This is a genomic window from Bacillus sp. V5-8f (genome assembly GCF_002863565.1).
Taxonomy (GTDB): Bacteria; Bacillota; Bacilli; order Bacillales; family DSM-1321; genus Peribacillus.
Map to the genome: position 1 here is coordinate 132,051 of NZ_PGUW01000005.1, position 25,596 is coordinate 157,646.

Annotated in this window: 27 protein-coding genes; all 27 read right to left on the reverse strand. The window is 43.3% G+C overall.

Going from position 1 to position 25,596, the window contains the following annotated elements:
* Nucleotides 1-3 precede the first annotated feature (3 nt).
* On the reverse strand, nucleotides 4-1,596 hold the full coding sequence (gene fliF / locus CUU64_RS08245; protein WP_101633080.1) for a flagellar basal-body MS-ring/collar protein FliF: 1,593 nt from the start codon (nucleotides 1,594-1,596) through the stop codon (nucleotides 4-6).
* A 106-nt stretch (nucleotides 1,597-1,702) separates the two neighbouring features.
* Nucleotides 1,703-1,957 (reverse strand): flagellar hook-basal body complex protein FliE, encoded by a 255-nt coding sequence (gene fliE, locus CUU64_RS08250; protein WP_257985474.1) that lies wholly within the window; start codon nucleotides 1,955-1,957, stop codon nucleotides 1,703-1,705.
* A gap of 74 nt (nucleotides 1,958-2,031) precedes the next feature.
* On the reverse strand, nucleotides 2,032-2,496 hold the full coding sequence (gene flgC, locus CUU64_RS08255; protein WP_101633082.1) for a flagellar basal body rod protein FlgC: 465 nt from the start codon (nucleotides 2,494-2,496) through the stop codon (nucleotides 2,032-2,034).
* Entirely contained in the window at nucleotides 2,496-2,891 is a 396-nt protein-coding gene (gene flgB, locus CUU64_RS08260; RefSeq protein WP_101633083.1) for a flagellar basal body rod protein FlgB, read from the reverse strand. Before flgB ends, flgC begins: the two co-directional genes overlap by 1 nt.
* Before the next feature lie 473 nt (nucleotides 2,892-3,364).
* A complete protein-coding gene (gene codY / locus CUU64_RS08265) occupies nucleotides 3,365-4,144 on the reverse strand; it encodes a GTP-sensing pleiotropic transcriptional regulator CodY (protein WP_101633084.1) in 780 nt (259 codons plus the stop codon).
* 170 nt (nucleotides 4,145-4,314) lie between these two features.
* On the reverse strand, nucleotides 4,315-5,727 hold the full coding sequence (gene hslU / locus CUU64_RS08270) for an ATP-dependent protease ATPase subunit HslU (RefSeq protein WP_101633085.1): 1,413 nt from the start codon (nucleotides 5,725-5,727) through the stop codon (nucleotides 4,315-4,317).
* A 15-nt stretch (nucleotides 5,728-5,742) separates the two neighbouring features.
* Nucleotides 5,743-6,285 carry an ATP-dependent protease subunit HslV gene (gene hslV, locus CUU64_RS08275; protein ID WP_101633086.1) on the reverse strand — a complete coding sequence of 181 codons (543 nt, stop codon included), beginning with the start codon at nucleotides 6,283-6,285 and terminating at the stop codon, nucleotides 5,743-5,745.
* Between the two features lie 22 nt (nucleotides 6,286-6,307).
* Nucleotides 6,308-7,210 carry a tyrosine recombinase XerC gene (gene xerC / locus CUU64_RS08280; protein WP_101633087.1) on the reverse strand — a complete coding sequence of 301 codons (903 nt, stop codon included), beginning with the start codon at nucleotides 7,208-7,210 and terminating at the stop codon, nucleotides 6,308-6,310.
* 67 nt (nucleotides 7,211-7,277) lie between these two features.
* Nucleotides 7,278-8,585 (reverse strand): FADH(2)-oxidizing methylenetetrahydrofolate--tRNA-(uracil(54)-C(5))-methyltransferase TrmFO, encoded by a 1,308-nt coding sequence (gene trmFO / locus CUU64_RS08285; RefSeq protein WP_101633088.1) that lies wholly within the window; start codon nucleotides 8,583-8,585, stop codon nucleotides 7,278-7,280.
* A 411-nt stretch (nucleotides 8,586-8,996) separates the two neighbouring features.
* A complete protein-coding gene (gene topA / locus CUU64_RS08290; RefSeq protein ID WP_101633089.1) occupies nucleotides 8,997-11,072 on the reverse strand; it encodes a type I DNA topoisomerase in 2,076 nt (691 codons plus the stop codon).
* Nucleotides 11,073-11,396: 324 nt separating this feature from the next.
* A complete protein-coding gene (gene dprA, locus CUU64_RS08295; protein ID WP_101633090.1) occupies nucleotides 11,397-12,269 on the reverse strand; it encodes a DNA-processing protein DprA in 873 nt (290 codons plus the stop codon).
* 126 nt (nucleotides 12,270-12,395) lie between these two features.
* The gene (sucD, locus tag CUU64_RS08300; protein WP_101633091.1) at nucleotides 12,396-13,298 is read right to left on the reverse strand and encodes a succinate--CoA ligase subunit alpha; all 903 of its coding nucleotides are present in this window, start codon (nucleotides 13,296-13,298) and stop codon (nucleotides 12,396-12,398) included.
* 15 nt (nucleotides 13,299-13,313) lie between these two features.
* Nucleotides 13,314-14,477: an ADP-forming succinate--CoA ligase subunit beta gene (gene sucC, locus CUU64_RS08305; protein ID WP_101633092.1), complete on the reverse strand. Its 1,164-nt coding sequence runs from the start codon at nucleotides 14,475-14,477 to the stop codon at nucleotides 13,314-13,316.
* A gap of 274 nt (nucleotides 14,478-14,751) precedes the next feature.
* Nucleotides 14,752-15,027 (reverse strand): EscU/YscU/HrcU family type III secretion system export apparatus switch protein, encoded by a 276-nt coding sequence (locus CUU64_RS08310; protein ID WP_101633093.1) that lies wholly within the window; start codon nucleotides 15,025-15,027, stop codon nucleotides 14,752-14,754.
* The gene (locus CUU64_RS08315; RefSeq protein ID WP_101633094.1) at nucleotides 15,024-17,003 is read right to left on the reverse strand and encodes a hypothetical protein; all 1,980 of its coding nucleotides are present in this window, start codon (nucleotides 17,001-17,003) and stop codon (nucleotides 15,024-15,026) included. Before CUU64_RS08315 ends, CUU64_RS08310 begins: the two co-directional genes overlap by 4 nt.
* Before the next feature lie 25 nt (nucleotides 17,004-17,028).
* Nucleotides 17,029-17,808 carry a ribonuclease HII gene (locus CUU64_RS08320; RefSeq protein ID WP_101633095.1) on the reverse strand — a complete coding sequence of 260 codons (780 nt, stop codon included), beginning with the start codon at nucleotides 17,806-17,808 and terminating at the stop codon, nucleotides 17,029-17,031.
* Nucleotides 17,809-17,969: 161 nt separating this feature from the next.
* Entirely contained in the window at nucleotides 17,970-18,833 is an 864-nt protein-coding gene (gene ylqF, locus CUU64_RS08325; protein WP_101633096.1) for a ribosome biogenesis GTPase YlqF, read from the reverse strand.
* Between the two features lie 23 nt (nucleotides 18,834-18,856).
* The gene (lepB, locus tag CUU64_RS08330) at nucleotides 18,857-19,411 is read right to left on the reverse strand and encodes a signal peptidase I (protein WP_101633097.1); all 555 of its coding nucleotides are present in this window, start codon (nucleotides 19,409-19,411) and stop codon (nucleotides 18,857-18,859) included.
* A gap of 226 nt (nucleotides 19,412-19,637) precedes the next feature.
* Nucleotides 19,638-19,985: a 50S ribosomal protein L19 gene (gene rplS, locus CUU64_RS08335; RefSeq protein WP_101633098.1), complete on the reverse strand. Its 348-nt coding sequence runs from the start codon at nucleotides 19,983-19,985 to the stop codon at nucleotides 19,638-19,640.
* A gap of 108 nt (nucleotides 19,986-20,093) precedes the next feature.
* Nucleotides 20,094-20,849, reverse strand: a complete 756-nt coding sequence (gene trmD / locus CUU64_RS08340) for a tRNA (guanosine(37)-N1)-methyltransferase TrmD (RefSeq protein ID WP_101633099.1) — start codon at nucleotides 20,847-20,849, stop codon at nucleotides 20,094-20,096.
* Entirely contained in the window at nucleotides 20,849-21,367 is a 519-nt protein-coding gene (gene rimM / locus CUU64_RS08345) for a ribosome maturation factor RimM (protein WP_101633100.1), read from the reverse strand. Before rimM ends, trmD begins: the two co-directional genes overlap by 1 nt.
* Before the next feature lie 10 nt (nucleotides 21,368-21,377).
* Nucleotides 21,378-21,764: a YlqD family protein gene (locus tag CUU64_RS08350; protein ID WP_101633101.1), complete on the reverse strand. Its 387-nt coding sequence runs from the start codon at nucleotides 21,762-21,764 to the stop codon at nucleotides 21,378-21,380.
* A 257-nt stretch (nucleotides 21,765-22,021) separates the two neighbouring features.
* Nucleotides 22,022-22,252, reverse strand: coding sequence for a KH domain-containing protein (locus CUU64_RS08355; protein ID WP_101633102.1), 231 nt, complete (start codon nucleotides 22,250-22,252; stop codon nucleotides 22,022-22,024).
* 13 nt (nucleotides 22,253-22,265) lie between these two features.
* Nucleotides 22,266-22,538, reverse strand: coding sequence for a 30S ribosomal protein S16 (gene rpsP / locus CUU64_RS08360; protein WP_101633103.1), 273 nt, complete (start codon nucleotides 22,536-22,538; stop codon nucleotides 22,266-22,268).
* Between the two features lie 219 nt (nucleotides 22,539-22,757).
* Nucleotides 22,758-24,101: a signal recognition particle protein gene (gene ffh, locus CUU64_RS08365; protein ID WP_101633104.1), complete on the reverse strand. Its 1,344-nt coding sequence runs from the start codon at nucleotides 24,099-24,101 to the stop codon at nucleotides 22,758-22,760.
* An 11-nt stretch (nucleotides 24,102-24,112) separates the two neighbouring features.
* Nucleotides 24,113-24,445 carry a putative DNA-binding protein gene (locus CUU64_RS08370; RefSeq protein WP_101633105.1) on the reverse strand — a complete coding sequence of 111 codons (333 nt, stop codon included), beginning with the start codon at nucleotides 24,443-24,445 and terminating at the stop codon, nucleotides 24,113-24,115.
* A gap of 127 nt (nucleotides 24,446-24,572) precedes the next feature.
* Nucleotides 24,573-25,562 carry a signal recognition particle-docking protein FtsY gene (gene ftsY, locus CUU64_RS08375; RefSeq protein ID WP_101633106.1) on the reverse strand — a complete coding sequence of 330 codons (990 nt, stop codon included), beginning with the start codon at nucleotides 25,560-25,562 and terminating at the stop codon, nucleotides 24,573-24,575.
* Between the last annotated feature and the right edge of the window lie 34 nt (nucleotides 25,563-25,596).

Below are 25,596 nucleotides of genomic sequence, written 5' to 3' on the forward strand. Positions count from 1 at the left end.
CTCCTAGTCTTCCGCAATCCAGCTTCGAAGCAGTTTCGCGAATTCTTCCGGCTTTTCTTTTGCAAGCTTTTCCAGCTGTTTCCGTTTCAGGGATGCTTCGGTCTCTTGTTCGTCGTTTAGATCCGGCACCTCCAAAACTTCCTGTTCTTCTATGATTTCTTCCTCATATTCATCCCGTCTTCTCGAGCGGATAAACAAGAATAAAAGAGCGATGATTGCAACTAGCAGAACTCCACCGACTATGTAAACCCATAATGGCAGTCCGGTATCTGCTTTCTGGTCAAACTCAACCTTTCCGTTGAACGGCTGGACAGAAACTGCGATCTTTTGGTTAATTTGCTCATCTGTCAAGGCTTCGGCAGCATTATCTTTGGCAATCGTTGTACGGACGATTGTGTTTAATACCTTTGTGATGTCATCGATGCGTTCCTGTGGCAGCGAGGCAGGGTCATCAGATGTTGGAGGTTCTACCATAACCTGGATACCCAAATCCTTTACTTTATATGGGCTTTCCACGATTTGTTTCTTGATCCGGTTAACCTCATTATTGATAGTTTCTTCTACCCGTTCATAGTCCCCAGTTCCGTTAGCACCAGCTTGGTATGTGTATCCTTGGGCGTCTGCAGAATCTTCTGCCTGTGGAGTTCCTCCCGGAGGTGCGCCTGTACCGCTATATGTTTCATTGATTCTCTGTGCGGAAATTGCGATACCTTCCATATTCTCTTCATCAACAGGTGTTACAAGGTTTTCCTCCCTGTTTTCCTGAGTAAAATCGACGTCTGCCGTAACAGACACCACAACTTTCTCCCTGCCCATTAGTGTGCCTAGCATGTTTTGTACCTGGCGCTGAATGTCGCGTTCGATTTCTTTCTTGATCTCATGCTGTGTGGCGAATGACGCCCCCGGTGTAGAATTATTTTCGTTTTTCAAGTCAAAATACTCAAAATTTTGATTCATAATGACGATATTATCTGTAGGCAGATTGGGTACACTTTTTGAAACAAGGTGATATAACGATTTAATCTGTGATTCCTCGAATTGATATCCTGGTTTCGTATTCAAAACGATTGATGCGGATGCTTCTTCTGGTGTATCACTGACGAATACACCCTTCTCGGGGAGCGTAACCATGACCTTCGCATCTTCCACTCCATCGATCCCTTTTATGAGATTGGCCAACTCCGTCTGCATTGCATCGAGTTTCATAACATTAAACTCGTTTTCAGTCATGCCGATCCCAGCATTTTGGCTAAAGAATGAGTAGTCAATGCTTCCGGAATTCGGGATGCCCTCTGCGGCAAGTTCAACTTTAAGGGTATCAACACTTTCCTCAGGAACCAGTATTGTTTTGCCGCCATCCGCTATTTCCGATGGTATACCCCTGCTGTCCAGGTTTTCCTTAATACTTCCCGTTTCAGAAGGCGATAGATTGCTATATAACGGTACCATATTGGTTTGGGAAGCAAGGACGGAAGCCACCGCGATCACGATTGCAGCCAGGATGGCGGACCCGATCATGAGAAGTTTTTGCTTCTTACTCCGGCTCCCCCAAAAACCTGTTATCCTGTTCTTTAAATTTAAAAACACTTCCTTCATCTTAATCCCCCGGTTAATCTTTGTTATTTCGAGCCAACATCTTCTCGATTAAAAGGAAGATGCCCTTGTTGTGCGTTAAAGTTTTTTCTGAGGTTTAAGATGCTGCTTATACATTCATTCTCATCATTTCCTGGTAAGCCTCTACGACTTTATTCCGAACCTCAAGTGTTGCCTGCATCATAACGCTTGCCTTTTGGGACGCGATCATGACCTGATGAAGGTCAACATTCTCGCCCCGTGCCAGTTTTTCTGTAAAATTATCTGAAACAGCTTGAGCCTCATTCACTTTATCGATAGATTCTTTCAATACTGACGCAAAACTCTGCTGGGCTTCGTATGGTGTATATGACTGGGTCTGCATGCCTTGATTGCTTGCATCAAAAACTCTGTTCCCAGGAGAGAAGTTTATTCCTTGCATCTTATTTTCCTCCTAATCTACTTGCCTATTTCAAGTGCCTTCATCATCATACCTTTAGAAGCATTAAAAACCGTTACATTCGCTTCATAAGATCGGGTTGCGCTCAATAAATCTACCATTTCCCTTAAAGGGTCGACGTTTGGCATTTGAACATAGCCGTCTTCATTGGCATCAGGGTGTTCAGGGTCATAGACCGTCTTAAAAGGTGTAGCCCTATCTTCTTCTATACTTGTTACCCTTACACCGTCTCCTGCCTTACTCATACCTCTTTTGCCCGCTGCAGCTTGTAAAAAGTTAGCAAAGCTGCCTTCATTCGGCTGCAACACGACAGTCTTTCGCCGGTAGGGTTCCCACGTGTCGGGCCCAACCATCCTGGCCCTGGTAGAATCAGCGTTTGCCATGTTTGAAGAAATAACATCCATCCTGAGCCTTTGCGCGGTTAATGCGGAGGCCGTAGCGTTCATTCCAGTGAATATACCCATTACTTGCCACCCCTTATCACATTTTGCAAAGATTGAAATTTTCCGCTCAAGCGGTCGGTAACTGCGTTGTAAAAGATTTGGTTTGTTGCCATCTCACTCATTTCCTGGTCAATGTCAACGCTGTTACCGTTATTATTGTATTGCAGATTGTTCCTTGTAACGATGGCGGATGGAACGGATGGGGTAATCTTAAAGTCATAATGCCTGCCGTCTGTGCGGTAAGCATGGATCGAAGCGTCCAGCATCGACTGGAAGGAATGCCCCATCCGTACATCCTTCGCTTTATAATTGGGTGTATCGGCATTGGCAATATTTTGAGAGATCACTTTTTGTTTTGTACTAGAATAATTAAGAGCATTTTCTAGCGTTTGGAATGTATTTGAAAAAAGCTTCATATCATTCACCCCTTGCATTAAAAGACAAATTGTTACATATACTCACTTTTGTAACAGAATAAACATAATCTAGTAACTATTGTAAAGAATAACATACCCCCTGTCTACGAGGAGTCGACAAATCCCTACATGAAAAAAGTCCTATTTTTGTCGCTTTTTGTATAATTTTTCCTGTAAATGATACAATTTCCATTATGAAAATGACTTATGAACTCCATAAAGATAGGTCTTTTAGCATTTGAAATGACACAATGGTGCTATATACCCATTCTCGAAAAGGACCATCAATTCTGCTTTCTTTTATATTTATAACAACCAATTTATTCCACACGCTTATTTCATTTTATTTTACACAAAAAAGAATGGAGATTTTTGAAGAAAAAGAGAAAATTTTGTGTTATTTATATTCGTTAATCACAACAAAAAAGCCAGTACCTAAATGTTTAGTTTAGGTAACTGGCTTTTTCCTTGTCTTAATGGTTTTTTAATTTTTCAAGTTCCATGAGGAATTTGTCATTCAAGACCTTAATATAGGTTCCTTTCATTCCTAACGAACGGGATTCGATGACCCCGGCGCTTTCAAGCTTTCTTAATGCATTGACAATTACGGACCGCGTAATGCCGACCCGGTCTGCGATTTTTGAAGCAACCAGAAGACCCTCTGAGCCCTGTAACTCTTCAAAAATGTGTTCAATTGCCTCAAGTTCACTATACGAAAGGGAGCTGATCGCCATTTGCACAACAGCCTTGCTTCGCGCTTCCTCTTCGATTTCTTCCGACTTTTCGCGTAGGATTTCCATGCCAACAACTGTAGCCCCGTATTCTGCAAGGATTAAGTCATCATCATGGAATTTTTCCTGCAGCCGTGCAAGAATCAGTGTTCCCAATCGTTCGCCGGCACCAATAATTGGCACTACAGTAGTATATCCGCTTGCAAACAGTTCCTTATTTTCCACAGGGAATGCTGTATACTCACTTTCAATGCCAAGGTTTGGAGATGTTTCCTGGACATTGAACAAGCTTTTTGTATATTCTTCAGGGAACTGTCTGTCTTCAAGCATCTGGATCATACGTTCATTTTCAATTTGTTGATTGATCGCAAATCCCAATAACTTTCCTCGTCTTGAAACAACAAAAACGTTCGATTCAATTACTTCACTAAGGCTTTCTGCCATTTCCTTAAAATTAACCGGTTTTCCGGCTGCATTTTGAAGCATGGCATTAATCTTTCTTGTTTTTCCTAATAACTCCATTACTAAATTTCCTCCTAAAAAACATAAATTCCAATACTGCAGCTGTGAACCTTACTATTCGCGTGATTACTATCTAGTACGATTAGAGGAAATCTTAACATGCATTCCGAACATACCAGCCACCCGGTTCCTAGCCTGCAAACAGGCTATTTAACTTGCTGCAAAATTACTTACAAAATAAACTGGCTGAGATCTTTATCTCTTGAAATAGAGCCGAGTTTGTCTTCCACATACTGAGGGGTGATGGTGATTTTCTCCATTGTAATGTCAGGTGCCTCGAAAGATAAATCCTCCAAGAGCCTTTCCATAATGGTATGAAGCCTTCTAGCTCCAATATTGTCCGTATTTTGGTTCACTTCAAATGCCACTTCTGCAATCTTACGAATAGCATCGTCAGAAAATTCAATTTGTATACCTTCAGTTTCCAATAATGCTGTATATTGCTTTAATAACGCAGTGTCTGGTTCATGCAGGATACGGACAAAGTCTTCTACCGTCAATTTTTTGAGTTCCACCCGGATTGGGAATCTTCCTTGAAGCTCTGGGATTAAATCCGATGGTTTTGCAATGTGGAAAGCCCCTGCCGCAATGAAAAGGACATGGTCCGTTTTAACCGAACCATATTTAGTGACAACTGTTGAACCTTCCACAATCGGCAGTATGTCCCGCTGGACGCCCTCTCTGGAAACGTCGGCTGAAGAACCCCCGGTTTGCTTACTGGCAATTTTATCGATTTCATCAATAAAAATGATTCCTGCCTGCTCAGCCCGGAAAACTGCTTCACTTGTGACCTCATCCATATCAATAAGCTTGCCAGCTTCTTCGTTAGCCAGGACGGATCTCGCTTCACTGACCTTCAACTTTCGTTTTTTCCGCTTCTTTGGCATCAAGCTTCCTAAAGCGTCCTGCATATTCATCCCCATTTGTTCCATTCCCGAACCCTGAAGCATATCAAACATGGATGGCTGTTGTTCTTCTACTTCAACGGTTACAATCTCATCTTCCAGTTCACCATTTAAAAGTTTTTCTTCAATTATCCTTCTTTTTTGGTAGAGATTTGAATCATCATCAGCGGTATTATCACTTTCGGTCTGGGCATTTCCTGCTCCTCCGAAGAATACTTCAAGCGGGTTTTTAAAGTTATTGGGTTTCTTCGCAGAGGGAACAAGAAGCTCCACGAGCCTTTTGTTGGCATTCTGTTCTGCCCGCTCCTTCACGCTAGCTTTCTTTTCTTCCTTCACCAAACGCACGGATGTTTCTACTAGGTCGCGCACCATCGATTCCACATCTCTTCCAACATAACCGACCTCAGTAAACTTCGTGGCTTCAACTTTAACAAACGGTGCCCTTACCAATTTAGCCATCCGCCTGGCTATTTCGGTTTTCCCTACGCCTGTCGGGCCGATCATCAAAATATTTTTAGGGACAATTTCATCCCGAAGCTGTTCAGATAACAGGCTGCGGCGGTACCGGTTTCTAAGGGCGACCGCCACCGCCCGTTTCGCATCCTTTTGGCCTACAATATGCTGGTCAAGTTTCTCGACAATTTGCCGTGGGGTTAAATTCGCTTTGTTATCTTTCATACCGGCCCCTCCCTTTTACAACTCTTCAACGATAATATTGGAATTTGTATACACACAAATCTCTGCGGCAATTTCAAGTGAAGCCCGTGCTATTTCTTTCGCTGTCAGATTGTCACCTGAGAAACGTTTTAAAGCCCTTCCGGCTGAAAGGGCATAATTGCCTCCTGACCCGATGGCAAGGACGCCATCATCAGGCTCGATCACTTCACCGGTACCGGATACGAGCAACAAATTGTCTTTGTCCATTACAATGAGCATCGCTTCCAGCCTTCTTAGTACTTTATCACTGCGCCACAGTTTTGCAAGTTCCACTGATGCACGCTGCAAGTTCCCATTGTATTCCTCCAGCTTGGCTTCGAACAGTTCGAACAAAGTAAAAGCATCAGCAACAGAGCCGGCAAAACCAGCAAGCACTCTGCCATTGAACAGCTTTCTCACTTTCCTTGCCGTATGTTTCATCACAACAGCATTTCCCATGGTCACTTGGCCGTCTCCAGACATGGCACATTCTCCATTGTGGTGGACAGCAAATATGGTCGTTGCATGAAAATTACCCATAACAGTCTCCTTTCAAGGACGTTTAAGCACGTGGGTGTGCAGCGTTATACACTTTTTGCAGTTGGTGCTTTGTCACATGCGTATAAATTTGCGTTGAAGAGATTTTGGAGTGGCCCAGAAGCTCCTGGACAGTCCGCAAATCCGCACCATTGTTTAGTAAATGTGTGGCAAATGAATGCCGAAACATATGTGGATGAAGGGTTCCATCACTGGCAGCCTTCTTAATCAACCCGTTAAGGATATAACTCACGCCCCTTGGTGTCAGTGCGTCCCCCCGGAAATTGACAAATAAGTAGGAATGGTCGTTTTTTGCGGAGCTATACAGAGAATCCCTTCCTTCTTTTATGTAGGTCTGAATAGCTTGTTTCGCAAAGCTGCCAAATGGTACATAACGGTCTTTTTTTCCTTTTCCATGTATTAAAACAGTGCCTAGTGAAAAATCGATATCTTGCAATTTGATATTGCAGCACTCACTGACACGGATACCAGTGGCGTATAGAAGTTCAAGCAAGGCTGAATCCCGCAGTTCCAATGGAGTTTCTTTTTTCAAAGAAGAGAAAAGCTTGTTCATTTCTTCTTCATACATGAACCTTGGAAGCATTTGGTCCTTTTTGGGAAGGGCGACAAGGGCAAAAGGGTTTTCTTTAACCTTCCCTTCCCGCATCAAGAACTTATAAAAGCTGCGCATACATGAGGTCTTTCGTGCAACAGAACGTTTAGAAAGACCCTTCCCATACAGAACAGTTAGATATAACCTTGCATCCTGGTATTCGACAGCCTGCAAGCTTTTAATTCCTTGTTCAGCTGTGAACAAGAAAAATTCCTCTATATCTTTTCTATAGCTATCGATCGTATATTGCGAACAATTTTTTTCGATTTGTAGGTATTCAATGAATTGTTGCAAGGAAAGGCTTTCTTCTGCCATCACTTTACCCCCTTGGCTCGGAAGGCTACTAAATATTATCATATTTTAAATACACAGGCAAATAAATTTACAAACTCTTCACAAAATTCCGAATCGTTTCAATTGCCCGATGAGCATGCATTTCATTCCGTTCTTTTTTGCCCTTAATCTTCATTTCAAGCTCAGGGAACAGCCCAAAATTGGCGTTCATAGGCTGGAATGTTTTCGCGTTGGTGGATGTAATATAGCGTGCCATGCTTCCCATAGCCGTTTCGGCGGGAAAAATTACTGGTTCAAGTCCTTGTGAAACCCTTGCAGCGTTTATACCTGCTATCAGGCCAGATGCCGCTGATTCCACATATCCTTCAACACCTGTCATTTGTCCGGCAAAGAATAGATCATTCCGGTTTCTGAATTGATAGGTTGGCAGCAAGACTTTCGGTGAATTAATGAACGTATTCCGATGCATGACCCCATATCGCACTATTTCAGCATTCTCAAGTCCTGGGATCAATTGAATCACTTCTTTTTGAGGACCCCATTTCAAATGCGTCTGAAATCCGACAATATTATATAAAGTCCCTGCTGCATCATCCTGTCTTAGCTGGACAACAGCATATGGTCTTTTCCCTGTTTTTGGGTCCTCTAATCCAACCGGTTTGAGCGGGCCGAACAGCATCGTCTTTTTGCCACGTGCTCCCATGACTTCAATAGGCATGCACCCCTCAAAGAAGATTTCTTTTTCGAACTCTCTTAGTGGTACAGTTTCAGCGGCAACAAGAGCCTCATAGAAACGATTGAATTCTTCCTCGGTCATTGGACAGTTTAAATAGGCAGCTTCACCCTTGTCATACCTGGATTTCAAATAAACTTTATCCATATTGATGCTTTCTTTTTCAATGATCGGAGCTGCGGCATCATAAAAGTATAAGTACTCTTCTTCCATAAGATCCTTTAAATTCTGTGAAAGTGCCTCGCTTGTTAGCGGTCCGGTTGCTATCACTGTCGGCCCTTCTGGAATCTCTGTTACCTCTTCGTTTACAACTGTCACATTCGGATGATTTTTCACCATTTCAGTCACTCTGCCTGCAAACTCATGGCGATCTACTGCGAGTGCGCCTCCTGCAGGAACCGAAGATGCATCCGCCGAAGATATGATCACGGAGTCAAGATGGCGCATCTCTTCCTTTAAAACACCAACAGCATTTGTGAGTGTATTGGCTCGAAGCGAGTTGCTGCAGACAAGTTCTGCAAATTTATCCGTATGGTGTGCCGGTGTTTGTTTTACCGGGCGCATTTCATATAGCTTTACTTTAATCCCTCGTTTGGCAAGCTGCCAAGCTGCTTCACTTCCCGCAAGGCCTGCACCGATCACATTAACGATTGTTTCTTTCATTTTACGAACCTCCCTGTAAAAATATGCTAAAACCTTGTATGTTTACAAATAAATTTTCCTGTTATTATTGTTGCCAAAATAACTATGTATGAAATGAAGAATCCACATGGCACAAAGAAAAATTATATCGCCAACCATATCTGTTTGTCCATTGCATTTTACAATACGGATGAAAAAGAAGAAAGTTTCATGCCTTTATAAAGTGATTGATTTAAGCCTTTAAAGTGTTTTGACCCTAAATACTGGATAATAGCTATTCAACTCTAGCATTTCGAGACGTTAGAGGAACAACTTAGGATTTCTGGACAGACTTTAAATCACTGTTAAATCTAATCAGCTGAAAAAAACGTCATAACTGAATAAATAATCAAGAAATCCAAAGAGAAAAGGCGAGCAGCTGCTCACCTTTCATTAGCTTTGAGGCGCTTCCTTGTAATCACACTGCATGCATTGTACCTGGATGCCTTTTTTTAGCTTTTTCTCAACCAATGTGCCTTCGCATTTCGGGCAGGACCTTGGCAGCGGCTTATCCCAGGAGATAAATTCACAGCTAGGATAACGGTCACAGCCATAAAAAATCCGCCGCTTTTTGCTTTTTCTTTCAATTATATTGCCTTCTTTGCAGTTCGGGCACTTTACCCCTATTTCTTTGACGATTGGTTTTGTATTACGGCAATCCGGAAAATTGCTGCAGGCCATGAATTTACCGTAACGTCCCATTTTAAAAACCATAGGGCTCCCACAGTTCTCACAATCCTCTCCTGCAGGCTCATCTTTGATTTCTACCTTTTCCATTTCTGCTTCCGCTTTTTCTAAATGGATTTCGAACTTATGGTAAAATTGATCGATAACTTTAATCCATTCTACTTTTCCCTCTTCTACACTGTCGAATTCTTGTTCCATTTTGGCGGTGAATTCAACATCCAAAATGTCAGGAAAGAATTCAAGAACAAGCTCAAGCACGATTTCCCCAAGCTCTGTAGGAATAAACCGCTTATTTTCAAGGGCAACATAGCCTCTTTTCTGGATGGTATCCAAAGTAGGTGCATAAGTTGAAGGACGCCCTATTCCAAGCTCCTCAAGGGTTTTTACCAGGCGAGCTTCTGTATAGCGGGGAGGCGGCTGTGTGAAGTGCTGCTTAGGCTCAATATCTTTACCTATGACCTTATCGCCTTCTTTTAGATCGGGCAGCATATTTTCTTTTTCTTCTACCGTATCATCCGACCCCTCAACGTACACTTTCATAAAACCTGGAAATTTCACTTTTGATCCGGTTGCACGGAAAATTACTTCTCCGTTTCTCAGGTCAACGCTCATTGTATCCATCACAGCCGGCGCCATTTGGCTTGCAACAAAACGCTCCCAAATCAGCTTGTATAACCTGAATTGGTCCCTAGAAAGAAAATCTTTAACCGAATTAGGGTCCCTCAACGTACTTGTGGGGCGAACCGCTTCGTGGGCATCTTGAGCGTTGCTTTGCTTTTTCTCTTTTCTCTCAGTCTCTTGATGGTATTCTTTCCCGTAAGCGGCCTGAATATAACCGGCTGCTTCAGCTTTTGCAACATCTGATATACGAGTTGAGTCCGTTCTCATATACGTAATCAATCCGACGGTTCCTTCACTGCCAAGCTCGATGCCTTCGTACAGCTGCTGGGCAAGCATCATAGTCTTTCTTGCCCTGAAGTTTAATTTCCTCGCGGCTTCCTGCTGGAGGGAAGAAGTCGTGAAAGGAGCGGCAGGATTGCGTTTTCGTTCTTTCTTGGAAACGGCCGTGATTTCAAAGTCATTGCCATTAATGCTGCCTACAACATTTTTTACATCTTCTTCCGAGCGCAATTCTTTACGTTCCCCGTTGATACTGTAAAACGACGCTTCAAATTGATCCCGTCCTTTCACAAAATCAGCCTTGATTGTCCAATATTCTTCCGGCTCAAAGTCTTTAATTTCCTTTTCACGGTCGATAATCATCCGGACTGCAACCGATTGTACCCGGCCTGCACTTAAGCCCTTTTTTACTTTTTTCCATAGAAGCGGGGAGATATTGTATCCAACCAGCCGGTCCAACACCCTACGCGCCTGCTGCGCATCCACGAGGTTCATATTAATCGGCCGGGGGGTCTTAAATGATTCCTTGATCGCATCTTTTGTAATTTCATTAAATACTACCCGGCAGTCTGAATGGATGTCGACATCAAGGCTATGTGCCAAATGCCAGGCAATTGCCTCCCCCTCTCTGTCGGGGTCAGCTGCGAGATAAATTTTCTTCGCTTTTTTTGCGGCTGTTTTTAATTCTTTTAACACGGGTCCTTTCCCGCGGATCGTTATATATTTCGGTTGGTATTCATGGTCGATATCAACGCCCATCTGGCTCTTGGGCAAATCCCTGACATGGCCCATCGAAGCCTTTACCTTATATTTTTTTCCCAAATAGCGCTCTATTGTTTTCGCCTTGGCCGGCGATTCTACTATCACTAAATAATCAGACATTCAAAAAATCCTCCTCAAAGAGGTAATATAAATCTTCACTATTATTAATCATTGAAAATTCTTTTGTCAATAAACTTTATTTGGAGTCCCCGGTTTGTTGTCCGAAAGAGCAACAGCTAAAACGGTTTTGCTCTAATTGGTGCCTGCCTGCAAATTTATAACAGTTTACAGATTATTTCAACCTTTTTATCAAAAAACTACACATCTTGATCCAACATTTTTTAAATGGCCATTTTTTAAGCATTATATAACGTGTTGTTTTAAATGATACACATTTCTTAGCAGAAAAGAAAAAATAAAAAGCCAGGGCTGAAATTCCATCTCTTACTTTTTCATTTCAGCTTCGATATCACCTGCATGAAGTACCATTTTGGCCCCGTCCTGAATCATTAAGTTGGTACCGAAAGAAAGCTCGCTTGTTATATTCCCCGGCAAGGCGAACACATCTCTGCCATGCTCGAGGGCATATTGGGCAGTAATGAGTGAACCGCTGTTTTGCTTTGCTTCTATTATAAATACACCTTGCGACAATCCGCTGATGATTCTGTTGCGCATAGGAAACATCCATGGCTCGGGGCGCCTCCTGGGTGGAATCTCTGAAATCAACAAACCATTCTTCATAATTTGAATGGCTAAAGGAATGTTCTCCTTCGGATAAATATAAAAATGCCCACCCCCAAGTACACCAATTGTCTTTCCCTTTTCACCAAGGCAAATCTTGTGGGAGAGGGCATCAATTCCGGCCGCCGCCCCGCTAATAATTACATATTCTTTTTTTATAAGAGGCGGTAAAATAAATTTTAGTGCTTCCTGGCCGTACGTTGAAGGGTTCCGAGCTCCTACTACCCCCAAAGCTGGAGTTTCCCCAAGTAAACTTCTTCGGCCCTTCAAATAGAGTACCCAGGGAGGATCGTATATTTGTTTTAAAAGATAAGGATAATCCTCATCTACAATGGTCATACATTCAATTTGATTACTAGCATATTGTCGGATTTCTTTCTTTATATCAATGGAGTGTAGGTCGGTAAGAAAGGACTGGATTTTAGAGGAAGAAAGTGAAAGGATTTCCTGCCAATGCGCGGTATTCCATTGATACATTTTTGTGAGGGAAGGATCATGTGTTATTATCTTCCGGATCGACTTCCAACCGATCCCGTGGCAGTGATGTAAGTGGATTAATCTTTCGCGGATATTCATGCAATGGTCACTCCTTGGTAAAAATATACAGAAAAAGCTATTGTGCGGGTGGATAGAGAGAATAGAAGTGTTTCGGGGAAGTGTTAAAAGCCGCCCCCCGGGGAACGAGGAGCGACTGCTATTTGATTAATGTGTTTTACACTTTTCGTAGATACCTTTTTCTTTAAGGACGGAAATTAAGGTTTCCCCCATAACAGATGGAGTTTCTGCAACCTTAATACCACATTCGTTCATGACGCGGATTTTTTCATCAGCCGTACCTTTCCCGCCAGAAATGATGGCACCCGCATGACCCATACGTTTACCCGGAGGTGCAGTACGTCCGCCAATGAAGCCTACAACCGGTTTGGTCATGTTTGCCTTAACCCACTGAGCCGCTTCTTCTTCTGCGGTCCCGCCGATTTCACCAATCATAATAACTGCGTAGGTTTCTGGGTCTTCATTGAATGCTTTCAACACATCGATAAAGTCTGTTCCGTTAACAGGGTCTCCTCCGATGCCCACTGCTGAAGACTGCCCAACACCAGCTTGTGAAAGCTGATGTACCGCTTCATACGTCAGCGTCCCAGAGCGTGAAACAACACCTACATGCCCCTTTGTATGGATATATCCAGGCATGATCCCGATTTTGCATTCATCTGGAGTGATAACACCAGGGCAGTTTGGCCCGACAAGACGGGTCTTTTTGCCTTCCATATAGCGCTTCACTTTTACCATATCAAGAACAGGAATGTGCTCAGTGATACAAATGGCGATTTCTAGTTCTGCATCTACAGCTTCAAGGATTGCATCAGCTGCGAACGGAGCCGGAACATAGATGACAGATGCATTTGCACCCGTAGCTTCCTTTGCTTCGGAAACTGTGTTGTATACAGGCACGCCTTCAACTTCTGTGCCGCCTTTTCCAGGCGTTACACCCGCCACAATCTTTGTGCCGTATTCAAGCATTTGTTTTGTATGAAATAAAGCCGTTGAACCAGTGATACCCTGAACAATGACTTTTGTGTCTTTATTAATAAAAACGCTCATTATGGTCCCCCCTGCCTATTTTCCTACAAGCTCTACGATTTTTTCTGCACCGTCTGCCATAGATTCAGCAGGCGTAATGTTCAAACCGGATTCTCTTAAAATCTTTTTGCCAAGGTCAACGTTTGTCCCTTCTAAACGAACAACAAGCGGTACCTCAAGGCCAAGCTGGTTGGCAGCTTCCACTACACCTTCAGCGATGACGTCACATTTCATAATACCCCCGAAAATGTTAACGAAAATACCTTTCACATTTTCATCGGAAAGAATGATTTTAAATGCTTCGGTGACCTTTTCGGCTGTAGCGCCGCCGCCTACATCCAAGAAGTTGGCAGGATCTCCGCCGTAATGCTTAATGATGTCCATCGTTGCCATTGCAAGACCAGCACCGTTTACCATGCAGCCGATATTGCCATCTAACGAAATATAGCTTAGGTCATATTTGGAAGCTTCGATTTCTTTTGGATCCTCTTCTTCAAGATCACGATATTCTAAAATATCTTTATGGCGGTAAAGTGCGTTAGAATCGAAGTTTAACTTCGCATCCAATGCCATTACATTGCCATCACCTGTTACAACAAGCGGATTAATTTCTGCTATAGAGCAGTCTTTTTCAATGAAAGCAGTATAAAGGCCAGTCATAAATTTAACGGCTTTATTAACAAGTTCTTTAGGAATGTTTATATTGAAAGCTATTCTTCTAGCTTGATAGCCTGTTAGGCCAACCACTGGATCGATATATTCCTTGAAAATCTTTTCCGGTGTCTTTTCCGCAACCTCTTCGATTTCAGTACCGCCTTCTTCAGAAGCCATTAAGACAACCTGTGAAGTTGCGCGGTCTAACACAAGGCCGACGTAATATTCTTTCTTGATATCGCAGCCTTCTTCAATTAGTAAGCGCTTTACTTCTTTGCCTTCCGGACCTGTCTGGTGGGTAACTAGTGTTTTACCCAGGATTTCCTGTGCATATGTACGTGCTTCATCAAGATTCTTTGCAACCTTGACGCCGCCGGCTTTACCGCGTCCTCCAGCATGGATTTGCGCCTTGACGACAACTACCTCTGAACCTAACTCCTTGGCAGCTTCTACCGCTTCATCAACAGTGAACGCCACACGGCCATTCGGTACGGATACCCCGTATTTTCTGAGGATTTCTTTCCCCTGATACTCGTGGATATTCATTTCCCATCCTCCTTGTCAACTATTGCAATTTTGAAAAATGATTATATTTTCAGGCATTTCAATACCTGATAAACCATTTTTGCATGCCCGCATTATTTTTTTGCAAGATAATGTCGAACGTTATTTAATAGACTGCTTTTTAATTGTATAAAAAGTAAAAAAACTTGTCTACTATAACCTGTAAATTCGCAATAATATTTTACGTTCTTTTAACATATGGGCCTATTAAAAAAGGTAAGCTGATCGTTTTTCTAAAATAATGAAGACTGGACCATTATTGATCCTTCACTGCCTTGTCCATTTTATAAACAAAGGCAAAAACCTCAGCTACTACCTGGTACAATTCTTCAGGGATAGACTGGCTGATATCTAGCTTGCCTAGGAGTTCTGTCAGGGTGGGGTCTTCCCTTACCGGGATATCATGCATGCTTGCCGCTTCCAAAATATTTTCCGCCACTTTCCCTTTGCCTTTTGCAATGACCATTGGCGCTGAATCCTTTTGGGCATCGTATCTCAGCGCAACGGCCTCTTTTCGCTTATTTTCCTTCATATCCTGATATCCACCCCACTATATTGTTTACTCCCAGCCTGGATAGAAAGTCCCTTGGCTGCAACCATACCCGACCTTTTGGTTTCCATTATTGATTCGCTTTCAAAAACTACGCTCGATAGCTTGTAATCCAAATGTCCTAGATTCGTTTTTAACGTTTTTAAGAGAGGCCCCGATAGGTTTTCCAATATCTCATGGTTATCATTAATCACTTTAACTTTGATGACCTTATTTTGGATTTGTAGGTCGATTACCGTCTGTTTCATTTGTGCAAGATCCAGGTAAAATAATACCCGGCAATAGTCCGGATCGATCGTACCGTCGTTTCTCTTCCTGCCGCTCCATTGCAGCGTTAGGTCCGTTTGAATGCGTGAATCGGCCATAGGAATCTGCATGAAAATATTCTGAAGTGGTCCTGACTCCTGTGACAACAGTTGCTGCGCAGTGATCCTGTTCAGGATCTGTTCTGCTGCTTCCTTTATGGGCGTTTGCTGGTTTTGAGCTAAAACCTTCATAAGCAACGGCTTAAGTGATTCAAGTTGGCCTTCTGGAATCAATGTATCCATGCGGCCGGAGTTTGCTAAAACATGTTCAAGATTGACCCCAAGCAATTTGGCCATCTCTTTGAGAAATCCGGCGACAGCTTGTCCTCTTGCAAAATCGACAGGTTTATCCCCTGCAGAAAGGGTTGTCCTTAAAAATTGACTCTCCATGTTATCCAACTGGCTGAACTTGGGACCAGCTTCCGTCTCACTAGCGATTAATTTCACCAAGTTCGTATAGCTTTGCTGTAAATTCTCTTTTCCTCCACCTACGGCTGAAAATATTTGTTCGGCCGTTATATATTGCCTATTCACTTCTCCGCTGTCAGAACCAGGCTCTAATAGAGCATGGAGAAGCTGCTTAATTTGCTCTCGCGTTTGGTCTCCCTGTAAGACCTGGGGCTGGTTGAAACTGACATTCACACTGCGTTCACTCAACTGCAAATTTTGGGCTTTAGCCAAAATAGCTTGAATCGGCGCATCCTTTACATCTCCAGGATTTTTGAGAAGCCTATTGAATAATTCGAGGATTTCACCTTCAGATTCATTCCCTGATTTTTTCGCATTCTGATAGTGCATGATCAGCGACAGGCCAGTTTTTATGGAAGGAGGAGACTGATTTGTATCCCGCCCGAAAACTGTGGTTAATTTTTCGATTATTCCTGCTTCACTGCTGTCAACGGGAAAGAAACCTGCCTTTTGAAGGATGGAAAATGCAGATTTTTGGATATCGGGAGAAGATTCCATGCTGAGCCAGCTTGAAAGCAATTTATCCATCGTATAGGAAGGAAAATGAACTTGTTTCGGGAGCATGATTTTTTCTAAAAGATTTTTCACATTTTGCATGGTCTCCGTATCAGAACCATGTTCACTAATTTGTGTGAGTAGATTTTTGGCAGCATCATGCAGTGTTCCGTCTTTTTCCAGAGCCTGTAAGGCATGAAAAACGTCATCGAGGAAGGGCAGATTCATGGTATGCATAGTCTTGATGCTATTAAGGGTTCCCCCTAAGTTGTCTGTTGCCTTTAGCCATCCTAGTGACATAATAAACGTATCCCTAGTGACCGGCAGCTGATTCTTTAGCAAATAGTTTGCAAGCTCAATGGATTCCTTGCTTTGCGGCACAACTAAATGGTCCAGCAGCTGAAGGACGGTTCCCTTAATGCCGCCCCCGGCTTCCCTTTCCAAACCATGTAATACCTTTAAATGCAGCCTTCCTCCTCCTGGCTGTACCTGCAGCCAATATCTTTCGTCTGCCTTAAGAGATGCGTCAAGGCTGGCCATGAATTTTTGGTTCCCGATTTGCACTTCCGCGGTTTGATTCGGATAGATTCTATTTATTTTTCCATGAATAATTTGTCCGGCCTGCAATTTTTCCGGCTGCTGTAAAGGGGTCCGGTTCTGCATACTCGGAATGAAATGTAAGGGCTGCATGGTTCCCCTCCTTCTTTTCAATTTACTAGTCTTTCTCGGCGATATCTCTCACAGGCGAAAAGCTTCGGCGGTGCCATGGTGTAGGCCCATGTTTATGCAGGGCTTCCAGGTGATTTGAGGTTCCGTAGCCCATATTTCTATGGAAACCATAGTGAGGGTGAGATATAGCGTATTCCTTCATCATTCTATCCCTTGTCACTTTTGCCACGATAGATGCCGCTGATATGGAAATGCTCTTTGCATCGCCCTTAATGATTGCCATCTGGGGCATCGGTACATCCAATTCCATTGCATCGATCAGCAAATGGTCAGGCGTAATTTCTAGAGCAGCTATTGCCGCAAGCATGGCCTTTTTTGTTGCTTGATAAATATTAAAACGGTCAATCTCTTCGCTATGTATGATTCCCACTCCGATTGCCACCGCTTCCTTCTGAATCACTTCATAAAAAAGCTCTCTTTTTGATTCAGAGACTTTTTTTGAATCATCCAGTCCCTCTAAATAAAAATCGGCGGGCAAAATCACCGCGCTAGCAACGACAGGTCCGGCTAACGGTCCCCGGCCAACCTCATCTATTCCTGCAATATATTGAAAACCCTGTGTTCGGAGAGTATGCTCATACATGGACATTTCTTCAAAGTGTTCCCGCGCTTTCCGCCGTTTGTTAAAGGCCTGATTCCATTTCATTGCTAGATCGCGAACGCCCGCCCTGTCATCCTCAAGGCACTCCGCGATAAATGGATCAAACGGGTCCTGAATTTCTTTTAAAACCTGGGCGATTTCTTTTATGCTTTTTGTTTGTTTCATTTCTTATTTCACCATCATCTATGATTATTATCGGCTTACCCGTATGAATTTTTTATCACAAAAAAAACGGGTCCAAACTCTAGGATAAAATAGAGAACACCTTAATAGGAAGGGTTTCCTCTTTTTACCGAAAAGGCCGGGTACCCGCTTTCGTTTTGATTTTATTCTTCTATTGGTTCTTTTACTGGCAATTCGAATGTCAAAGAGCCAAATTTCTCAGAGCGCAGCTCCCTCACAACTAATTCTGCCGTTTTATCGTAGTCGACCATTCCACCGCCCATTAAACAGCCTCTGAGTGCACCGATTGTGTCAAACAGCTCGACTGTTTCTTGAGGGATGTCTGTAAGATTGTATCTTTCCTTGAGCCGTTCCGGATACTCCCTTTCAAGGAATCTAAGTCCGTAAAGGGAAATATCGTGAAGATTCAACAACGTATCCTTTATTGCACCCGTCAAGGCGAGCTTCAGGCCAACTTCTTGATCTTCAAATTTAGGCCACAATATGCCCGGTGTGTCCAGCAATTCCAGTTCTTTACCTACTTTAATCCATTGTTGCGCTTTCGTTACACCAGGGGTATTTCCGGTTTTTGCTATATTTTTTTTCGCGAGCCGGTTGATCAGGGTAGATTTTCCCACATTCGGAATTCCGACGATCATGGCCCTGATTGCCCTTGGCTTGATTCCTTTGGCCCTCATACGATCGAACTTTTCTTTTAGCAATTCCTTCGAAGCGGCCGTAATCTGGTTCAGCCCGCTGCCAGCCTGTGAATTGATCGCGATCGCTGTTACTCCCTTTGATTTATAATAGTCCAGCCATTGTTTTGTTTTTGCAGGATCAGCCATGTCCGATTTATTCAATAAAATAATCCGCGGTTTATGCTGGATAATTTCATCGATCATCGGATTGCGAGATGACGAGGGGATCCGTGCATCGACCAGCTCAAAGATTATGTCGATGAGCTTTAATTTTTCTGTTACTTCCCGTCTCGCTTTGGCCATATGGCCTGGAAACCACTGAATTGTCAATATGACTCACCTTTCTAACTTTGTTATTTAACCAGCCGGAAATCTTTAACAGGCCAATAAACCATATTGGTTTCGCCTAGAACCTTTTCGAGCGGTACGGCGCCGATATGGCGGCTGTCTTTAGAAAAACGCCTATTATCTCCCATTACAAACAAATGTCCTTCAGGTACGGTTTCCTGCCCTACAGGGGTATCCTCCAGGGTAAATGGATCCGTTAATGGCCCATCGGTAACCTGTTTTTTATACTCATCGAGATAAGGCTCATCATAAGGCTTTCCATTCACATACAAAGTGTCATCCTTGTACTCGATACGGTCACCCGGAAGCCCTATTACACGCTTTATGTAATCCTTTTGTTCAGGGGCATGGAATACGATGATATCAAACCGCTTCGGCTCGCCTAGAGTATAACCTATTTTATTAACAATCATACGGTCCTGGTCATGCAATGTTGGCATCATCGACAGCCCATCAACCACAATCGGGGCAAATAAAAAATATCGGATGACTGCCGCCAAGCCTACGGCAATGATCAACGCCTTCGACCATTCCCAAATTTCATTTTTCTTTTTCGCCATTATTATCACCCTTTAAAAATTGCATATTAACATCTTACAATTTTATTTTACAAATAGAAAGGAAATAAACCTTTCTAGAGAAAATAAGGAAAAAACCTTGTATCTCCGCAGCTGAGTGAGTACTGAACGTGCAAAAAAGGAGCCTGATGAACAAGCTCCTTTTTGTATGCATACTGCTTTAATTATCAGCCTTTTGCTTTGTCCGTATCGGTTAAACCCTTCGCGATTAGCGGCGGATTTCTTTAATACGGGCTTTCTTACCGCGAAGTTCACGAAGGTAGTAAAGCTTAGCACGGCGTACTTTACCATAGCGTACTACTTCAAGGTTCGCGATTTTTGGTGTGTGTACAGGGAATGTACGCTCAACTCCTACACCGTAAGATACCTTACGAACTGTGAAAGTTTCGCTGATTCCACCGCCACGGCGCTTGATAACAACACCTTCAAACACCTGGATACGTTCGCGTGTTCCTTCGACAACCTTTACGTGAACACGTACAGTGTCACCAGGACGGAAAGAAGGAAGATCAGAACGAAGTTGTTCTTTTGTAATTTCATGAATAAGTTGTTGCATAGTTTTTCTACTCCTCCCGGATGCTCTTACAAATCCAATTGCTTGCAGCGGAACATCGTTATAAGACTTGAGCTTTGCCCAAGTCACAAAATTTATATTAACATATTCTTAGTCTTGTTGCAATAGCGGCCCGTCTTCTTTTTTCAGTTCTTCGAGGAGTTTTTTCTCCGTTTCGCTCAATGTGTAGGACTCTAGTAAATCCGGGCGCCGGTTCCATGTTCGACGAAGGGACTCCTTCATTCTCCACACTTCAATATTTTTATGGTTACCGGAAAGAAGGGTATCTGGAACCTTCATGCCGCGGAAATCTGCCGGCCTTGTATAATGCGGATGTTCGAGGAGCCCTGAAGAATAGGAATCGAGCACCGGTGATTCCTCATTTCCAAGAACGCCTGGCAGCAATCTCACAACACTATCGATAATCACCATTGCCCCTAGCTCTCCACCGGTGAGCACATAATCACCTAGTGAAATTTCGTCCGTGACAAGATGCTCTCTAATCCGCTCATCGTAACCTTCGTAGTGGCCGCAAATAAAAATTAAATGGTCCTCTTGCGAGAGCTGTTCGGCCTTCTGCTGGTTATACCGTTCACCGGTAGGACAAAGAAGGATAACCCTCGGCTTATTCACTGCCCCTTCACTCAAGTGCGCTACCGCGTCAAAGATAGGCTGGGGTTTCAATACCATTCCTGCTCCCCCACCGTAAGGGTAATCGTCGACTGTCCCGTGCTTATTGTCCGCGAAATCACGAAAATTGGTGACATTGTAGGTTACGGCACCCTTTTCGGCCGCTTTTTTTAGTATGGAGGATCCTAGCACGTTTTCGAACATTTCCGGAAAGATAGACAGAACATCAATTTTCATTAGTCAAGCAGCCCTTCCATCGGTGTTATGATAATTTTCTTTGCCTCGACATCAACACTTTTTACAATCGCGTCAATATAAGGAATCAAAATGTCCTTTCCGCCTTTTCCCTTTACGACCCACACATCGTTTGCGCCAGGTGTAAGGATTTCCCTGATTTTCCCTATTCCTTCTCCTTCATCCGTATATACAGTACAGCCGATGATTTGGTGAAAATAGTATTCCCCTTCAGGAAGCTGATTTAGCTGATCCTCAGTAACCTTTAATATGCCGCCTTTAAGCGGTTCAACCATATTGATGTTCGTATAATTTTCAAAAGTAAGCAGGTCAAAATTTTTGTGGGTGCGGTGGGAAGCGATTTTTAATTCGATTGGTTCTCCGCTTTCTTCCTTGAACAAATACAATGTATTCCCCTTTTTATACCGTTCCTCTTGAAAGTCGGTCCTTGAAATGACGCGAACTTCACCGCTTATTCCATGGGTATTCACGATCTTTCCTACATTAAACCATTTTTCCATGTTCTCACCTCTAACGAATTTCTGAGACGATTCCATCTTTGATCACAATTGTTTTCGTTTGGATGAGTTCATCCCAATTGGCACCTATCTCAACATCTACAATACTTTGGACTTCCCTTTCCTTTAACTCACTGCCAATAGGAAGGATATCCAATTGCTCAATCTGAAAATCAAGGAGCTTGATCTTCTCCTGCCTGATGTTGATTTCTTTTTCGAAATGGCCGCGTAAGGAAGCTGGCTGAAACTTCTTCGTTTTCTCCAGCTTTTTCAATTCAAAACGAAGCTGGTCCCCTTCCTTTTGCAGCCGGGATTTATCAGTTTTATATTTCTCAAGGAGCCTATTCTTGCTGGAGTCGGTCAATACTTGATTCACTATGACATTTTGGAGAATTTTCATCTCCAGCGCCCCCTTTATTTCGCATTTATACGGTTGTATCGAATTATGTATAGATTTTCCCTTTATTTAAGAGTTCCCCTTGATTAAAATCTTACTCTTTGTTACCCGCTACCTTCTACTATCATGCACTGAACCGACATTCATAAAATAGGGAAATTTTTTTGGAAGGTTATATATTTAGCTGACTGCATTTTCTAACCAAAGCCGGATTCGTTTTTAAGATTACCTATTAAAAAAGGAAGGGTGCTACCCCTCCCTTATTCGGAAATCTCCAAATAGATTTTCTTTTGCTGCGAGTATCCTGCTGCGTAAACCACAGTCCGAATTGCCTTAGCAACACGCCCCTGCTTTCCGATCACCTTGCCCATATCTTCCTTGTTGACAGAAAGGAAGTAGGTAATCTTGCCATCCTCTTCCTTTGAGGTCACAACGACTTCGTCAGGATGATCTACAAGAGGGGAAACAATCGCTTCAATTAATTCTTTCATCGATTAGGATCGATTACTTGCTGTTTTTAGCATTGTGGAATTTTTCCATAATGCCTTCGTTTGAGAACAGGTTGCGCACTGTGTCAGATGGTTTCGCACCGTCTGCAAGCCATTTAAGCGCAAGCTCTTCATTGATTTCAACCGCAGCCGGTTGTGCAACCGGGTTGTAAGTTCCAACCACTTCAATGAAACGGCCGTCACGCGGTGAACGAGAATCTGCAACTACGATACGATAAAAAGGAGATTTTTTAGCTCCCATACGTTTTAAACGAATTTTTACTGCCATGTTAAATAGCACCTCCGAATAGTTTCACACAAGATAGTATAATACCAAATGTTATATAGGTTTGTAAAGGTTTTTTTCTTAACAGTAACGAAAAGTGAAAGTGCCTCGCCCAGCCCCGACCTGCGTAAGACACAGATCGTAGGAAATCCTGATTTCCGGAGAGCTGTGGCTTATGACCTTGAGGGACTAGGCACTGAAACTAGACACGATTAAAATCCTTTACATGAAAGGGAATTTAAAGCCACCTTTTTTCTTCCCTTTTTGCATGTTTGTTACTTGCTTCATCATTTTCTTCATCTCTTCGAATTGCTTTAAGAGCCGGTTTACTTCCTGGATGGATGTACCGCTTCCCTTTGCAATCCGTTTCCTGCGTCCCGCGTTGATCACTTCGGGCTGTTCTTTTTCATGCTTTGTCATGGACCGGATAATCGCCTCGACATGGCCGATCTGCTTTTCATCTATCGAGAGATTATCGATGCCTTTGATTTTGTTAGCCCCCGGCAGCATCCTGATTAAATCATCAAGAGGCCCCATATTGCGGACCTGACCAAGCTGATCGAGGAAGTCGTCAAAGGTGAATGAAGCTGTTCGCATTTTCTTTTCAAGCTCTTTTGCCTTTTCTTCATCCACATTCGCCTGCGCTTTTTCGATGAGAGTCAGAACATCTCCCATTCCAAGGATCCTGGATGCCATCCTCTCCGGATGAAATGGTTCAAGAGCGTCCAATTTCTCGCCCATACCCACGAATTTAATCGGTGTGTTGCTGACAGAACGGATGGAAAGTGCGGCACCTCCTCGGGTGTCGCCATCAAGCTTGGTCAAAACAACGCCGGTCAATCCGAGCTGTTCATTGAAGCTCTCCGCAACATTCACTGCATCCTGCCCGGTCATGGCATCGACCACGAGAAAGATTTCATCAGGTTTGGCCAGTTCCTTGATCTCCTTTAGCTCGCCCATCAGGTTTTCATCTATGTGAAGGCGGCCTGCGGTATCAATCAGAACATAATCGTTATGGTCCTGCTTTGCCTTTTCAATCGCTTGTCTGGTGATTTCGACTGGGCTTACCTGATCTCCCAAAGAAAAGACCGGCATGCTGAGCTGTTTTCCAAGAGTTTCAAGCTGCTTGATCGCTGCAGGACGGTATATATCCGCCGCTACCAGCAGTGGCTTGCGATTGTATTTTTTTCTAAGCAGATTAGCAAGCTTACCGGATGTCGTCGTTTTACCGGCACCCTGTAGCCCGACCATCATAATGACTGTTGGGGGCCGCGAAGATACGGCAATTTTGCTTTGCTCCCCGCCCATCAACTCAGTTAGTTCTTCTTTAACAACCTTGATTACCTGCTGGCCAGGGGTTAAGCTTTTGAGCACTTCCTGACCTACCGCCCGCTCGCTGACGCGCTTGACAAAATCCTTGACGACCTTGAAGTTAACATCGGCTTCCAATAAGGCAAGCCGGACTTCCCGCATCATTTCTTTGACATCGGCTTCATTGATTTTTCCTTTGCCTCGGATCTTTTGCATCGTATTTTGCAGTCGGCCGGCCAATCCTTCAAATGCCATACAACCGCCTCCTAATCCAACTTCTCAAGCTCTTGAACAGCGGATAACAGCTCCTGCTTCGAAAGGTTGTCCTTTTCAGCCATTGCTTTTATATCCGATATCCATTTGTTTCGCTCTTGAAATTTTTGAAATAGTAAGAGCTTTGCTTCATATTCCTCAAGCATCGCTTCTGTTCTCTTTATGTTGTCATAAACTGCCTGCCTGCTTACTTCATATTCTTCGGCAATCTCGCCAAGAGAGTAATCATCCAGATAGTAAAGGGCCATATAGCTCTTTTGCTTTTCAGTCAACAACGATTGGTAAAAATCGAACAGATAGTTGATGCGCGTTGTTTTTTCAAGCATTTCGCCAACCCCTTATGTGTTAAGTGAAATCCCTTTACAACATAATAGTCTATATAATTCAGGCGATATTGTCAAGGCACAACCTTAACATCGAAAAACCGAAGGGAAACCCCCTTCGGTTTTTCAATTATTCGGCTTCTTTTTCTATCAAATCAGCGAATAGTCCATACACATATTTTTCCGCATCGAATTCCTGCAGGTCATCCATCCGCTCCCCAAGTCCGACAAGCTTAACCGGAATCGATAATTCATTGCGAATGGCAAGCACGATGCCGCCCTTTGCAGTGCCGTCAAGTTTCGTAAGCACAATACCTGAAACATTGGTTGCTTCCTTGAACGTTTTTGCCTGGATTAACGCGTTCTGCCCTGTCGTTGCATCCAAGACTAACAACACCTCATGCGGTGCTCCGGGAACTTCTCGTTCAATTACGCGTTTTACCTTTTCCAGCTCTTTCATTAGATTTACTTTATTCTGCAGCCGTCCTGCTGTATCGCAAATAAGAATATCCGCTTTGCGAGCTTTTGCCGACTGGATGGCATCATACATAACTGCAGCAGGATCAGAGCCTTCCGCCTGCTTGATGACTTCGACTCCGACACGGCTGCCCCAAACCTCAAGCTGTTCAATCGCCCCGGCACGGAATGTATCTCCTGCAGCAAGGATGACAGATTTTCCTTCTTCTTTAAACTTATGAGCTAATTTGCCTATGGTTGTGGTTTTACCAACGCCATTAACACCGACGAAAAGCATGACCGTGAGTCCGTCCTCCTGGACATTCAACTCTCCTGATGCCTCGTCACCTCCCTGATATATATCAACTAGCTTTTCTGATATCACAGATTGGACATCTTTCGTATCGGAAATATTTCGCCGTTTGACTTCCATCTTCAGCTCGTCGATCAGCTCCATCACTGTTTCGAAACCAACATCCGCCCCAATCAGAATTTCCTCTAGCTCTTCAAAAAACTCCTCATCCACTTTACGGTAGCGGGCAACCAGGTCATTCACCCTGCCGGCAAATGAATCCCGGGTTTTTGTCAGTCCCTCCTTGAATTTTTCAGAAACGGAATCCGCCTGATTCGTAAATTTTTCCTTCAATTTCTTAAAAAAGCTCATCAAATCGCTCCTTTGCTAAATCGTAATGAAACCT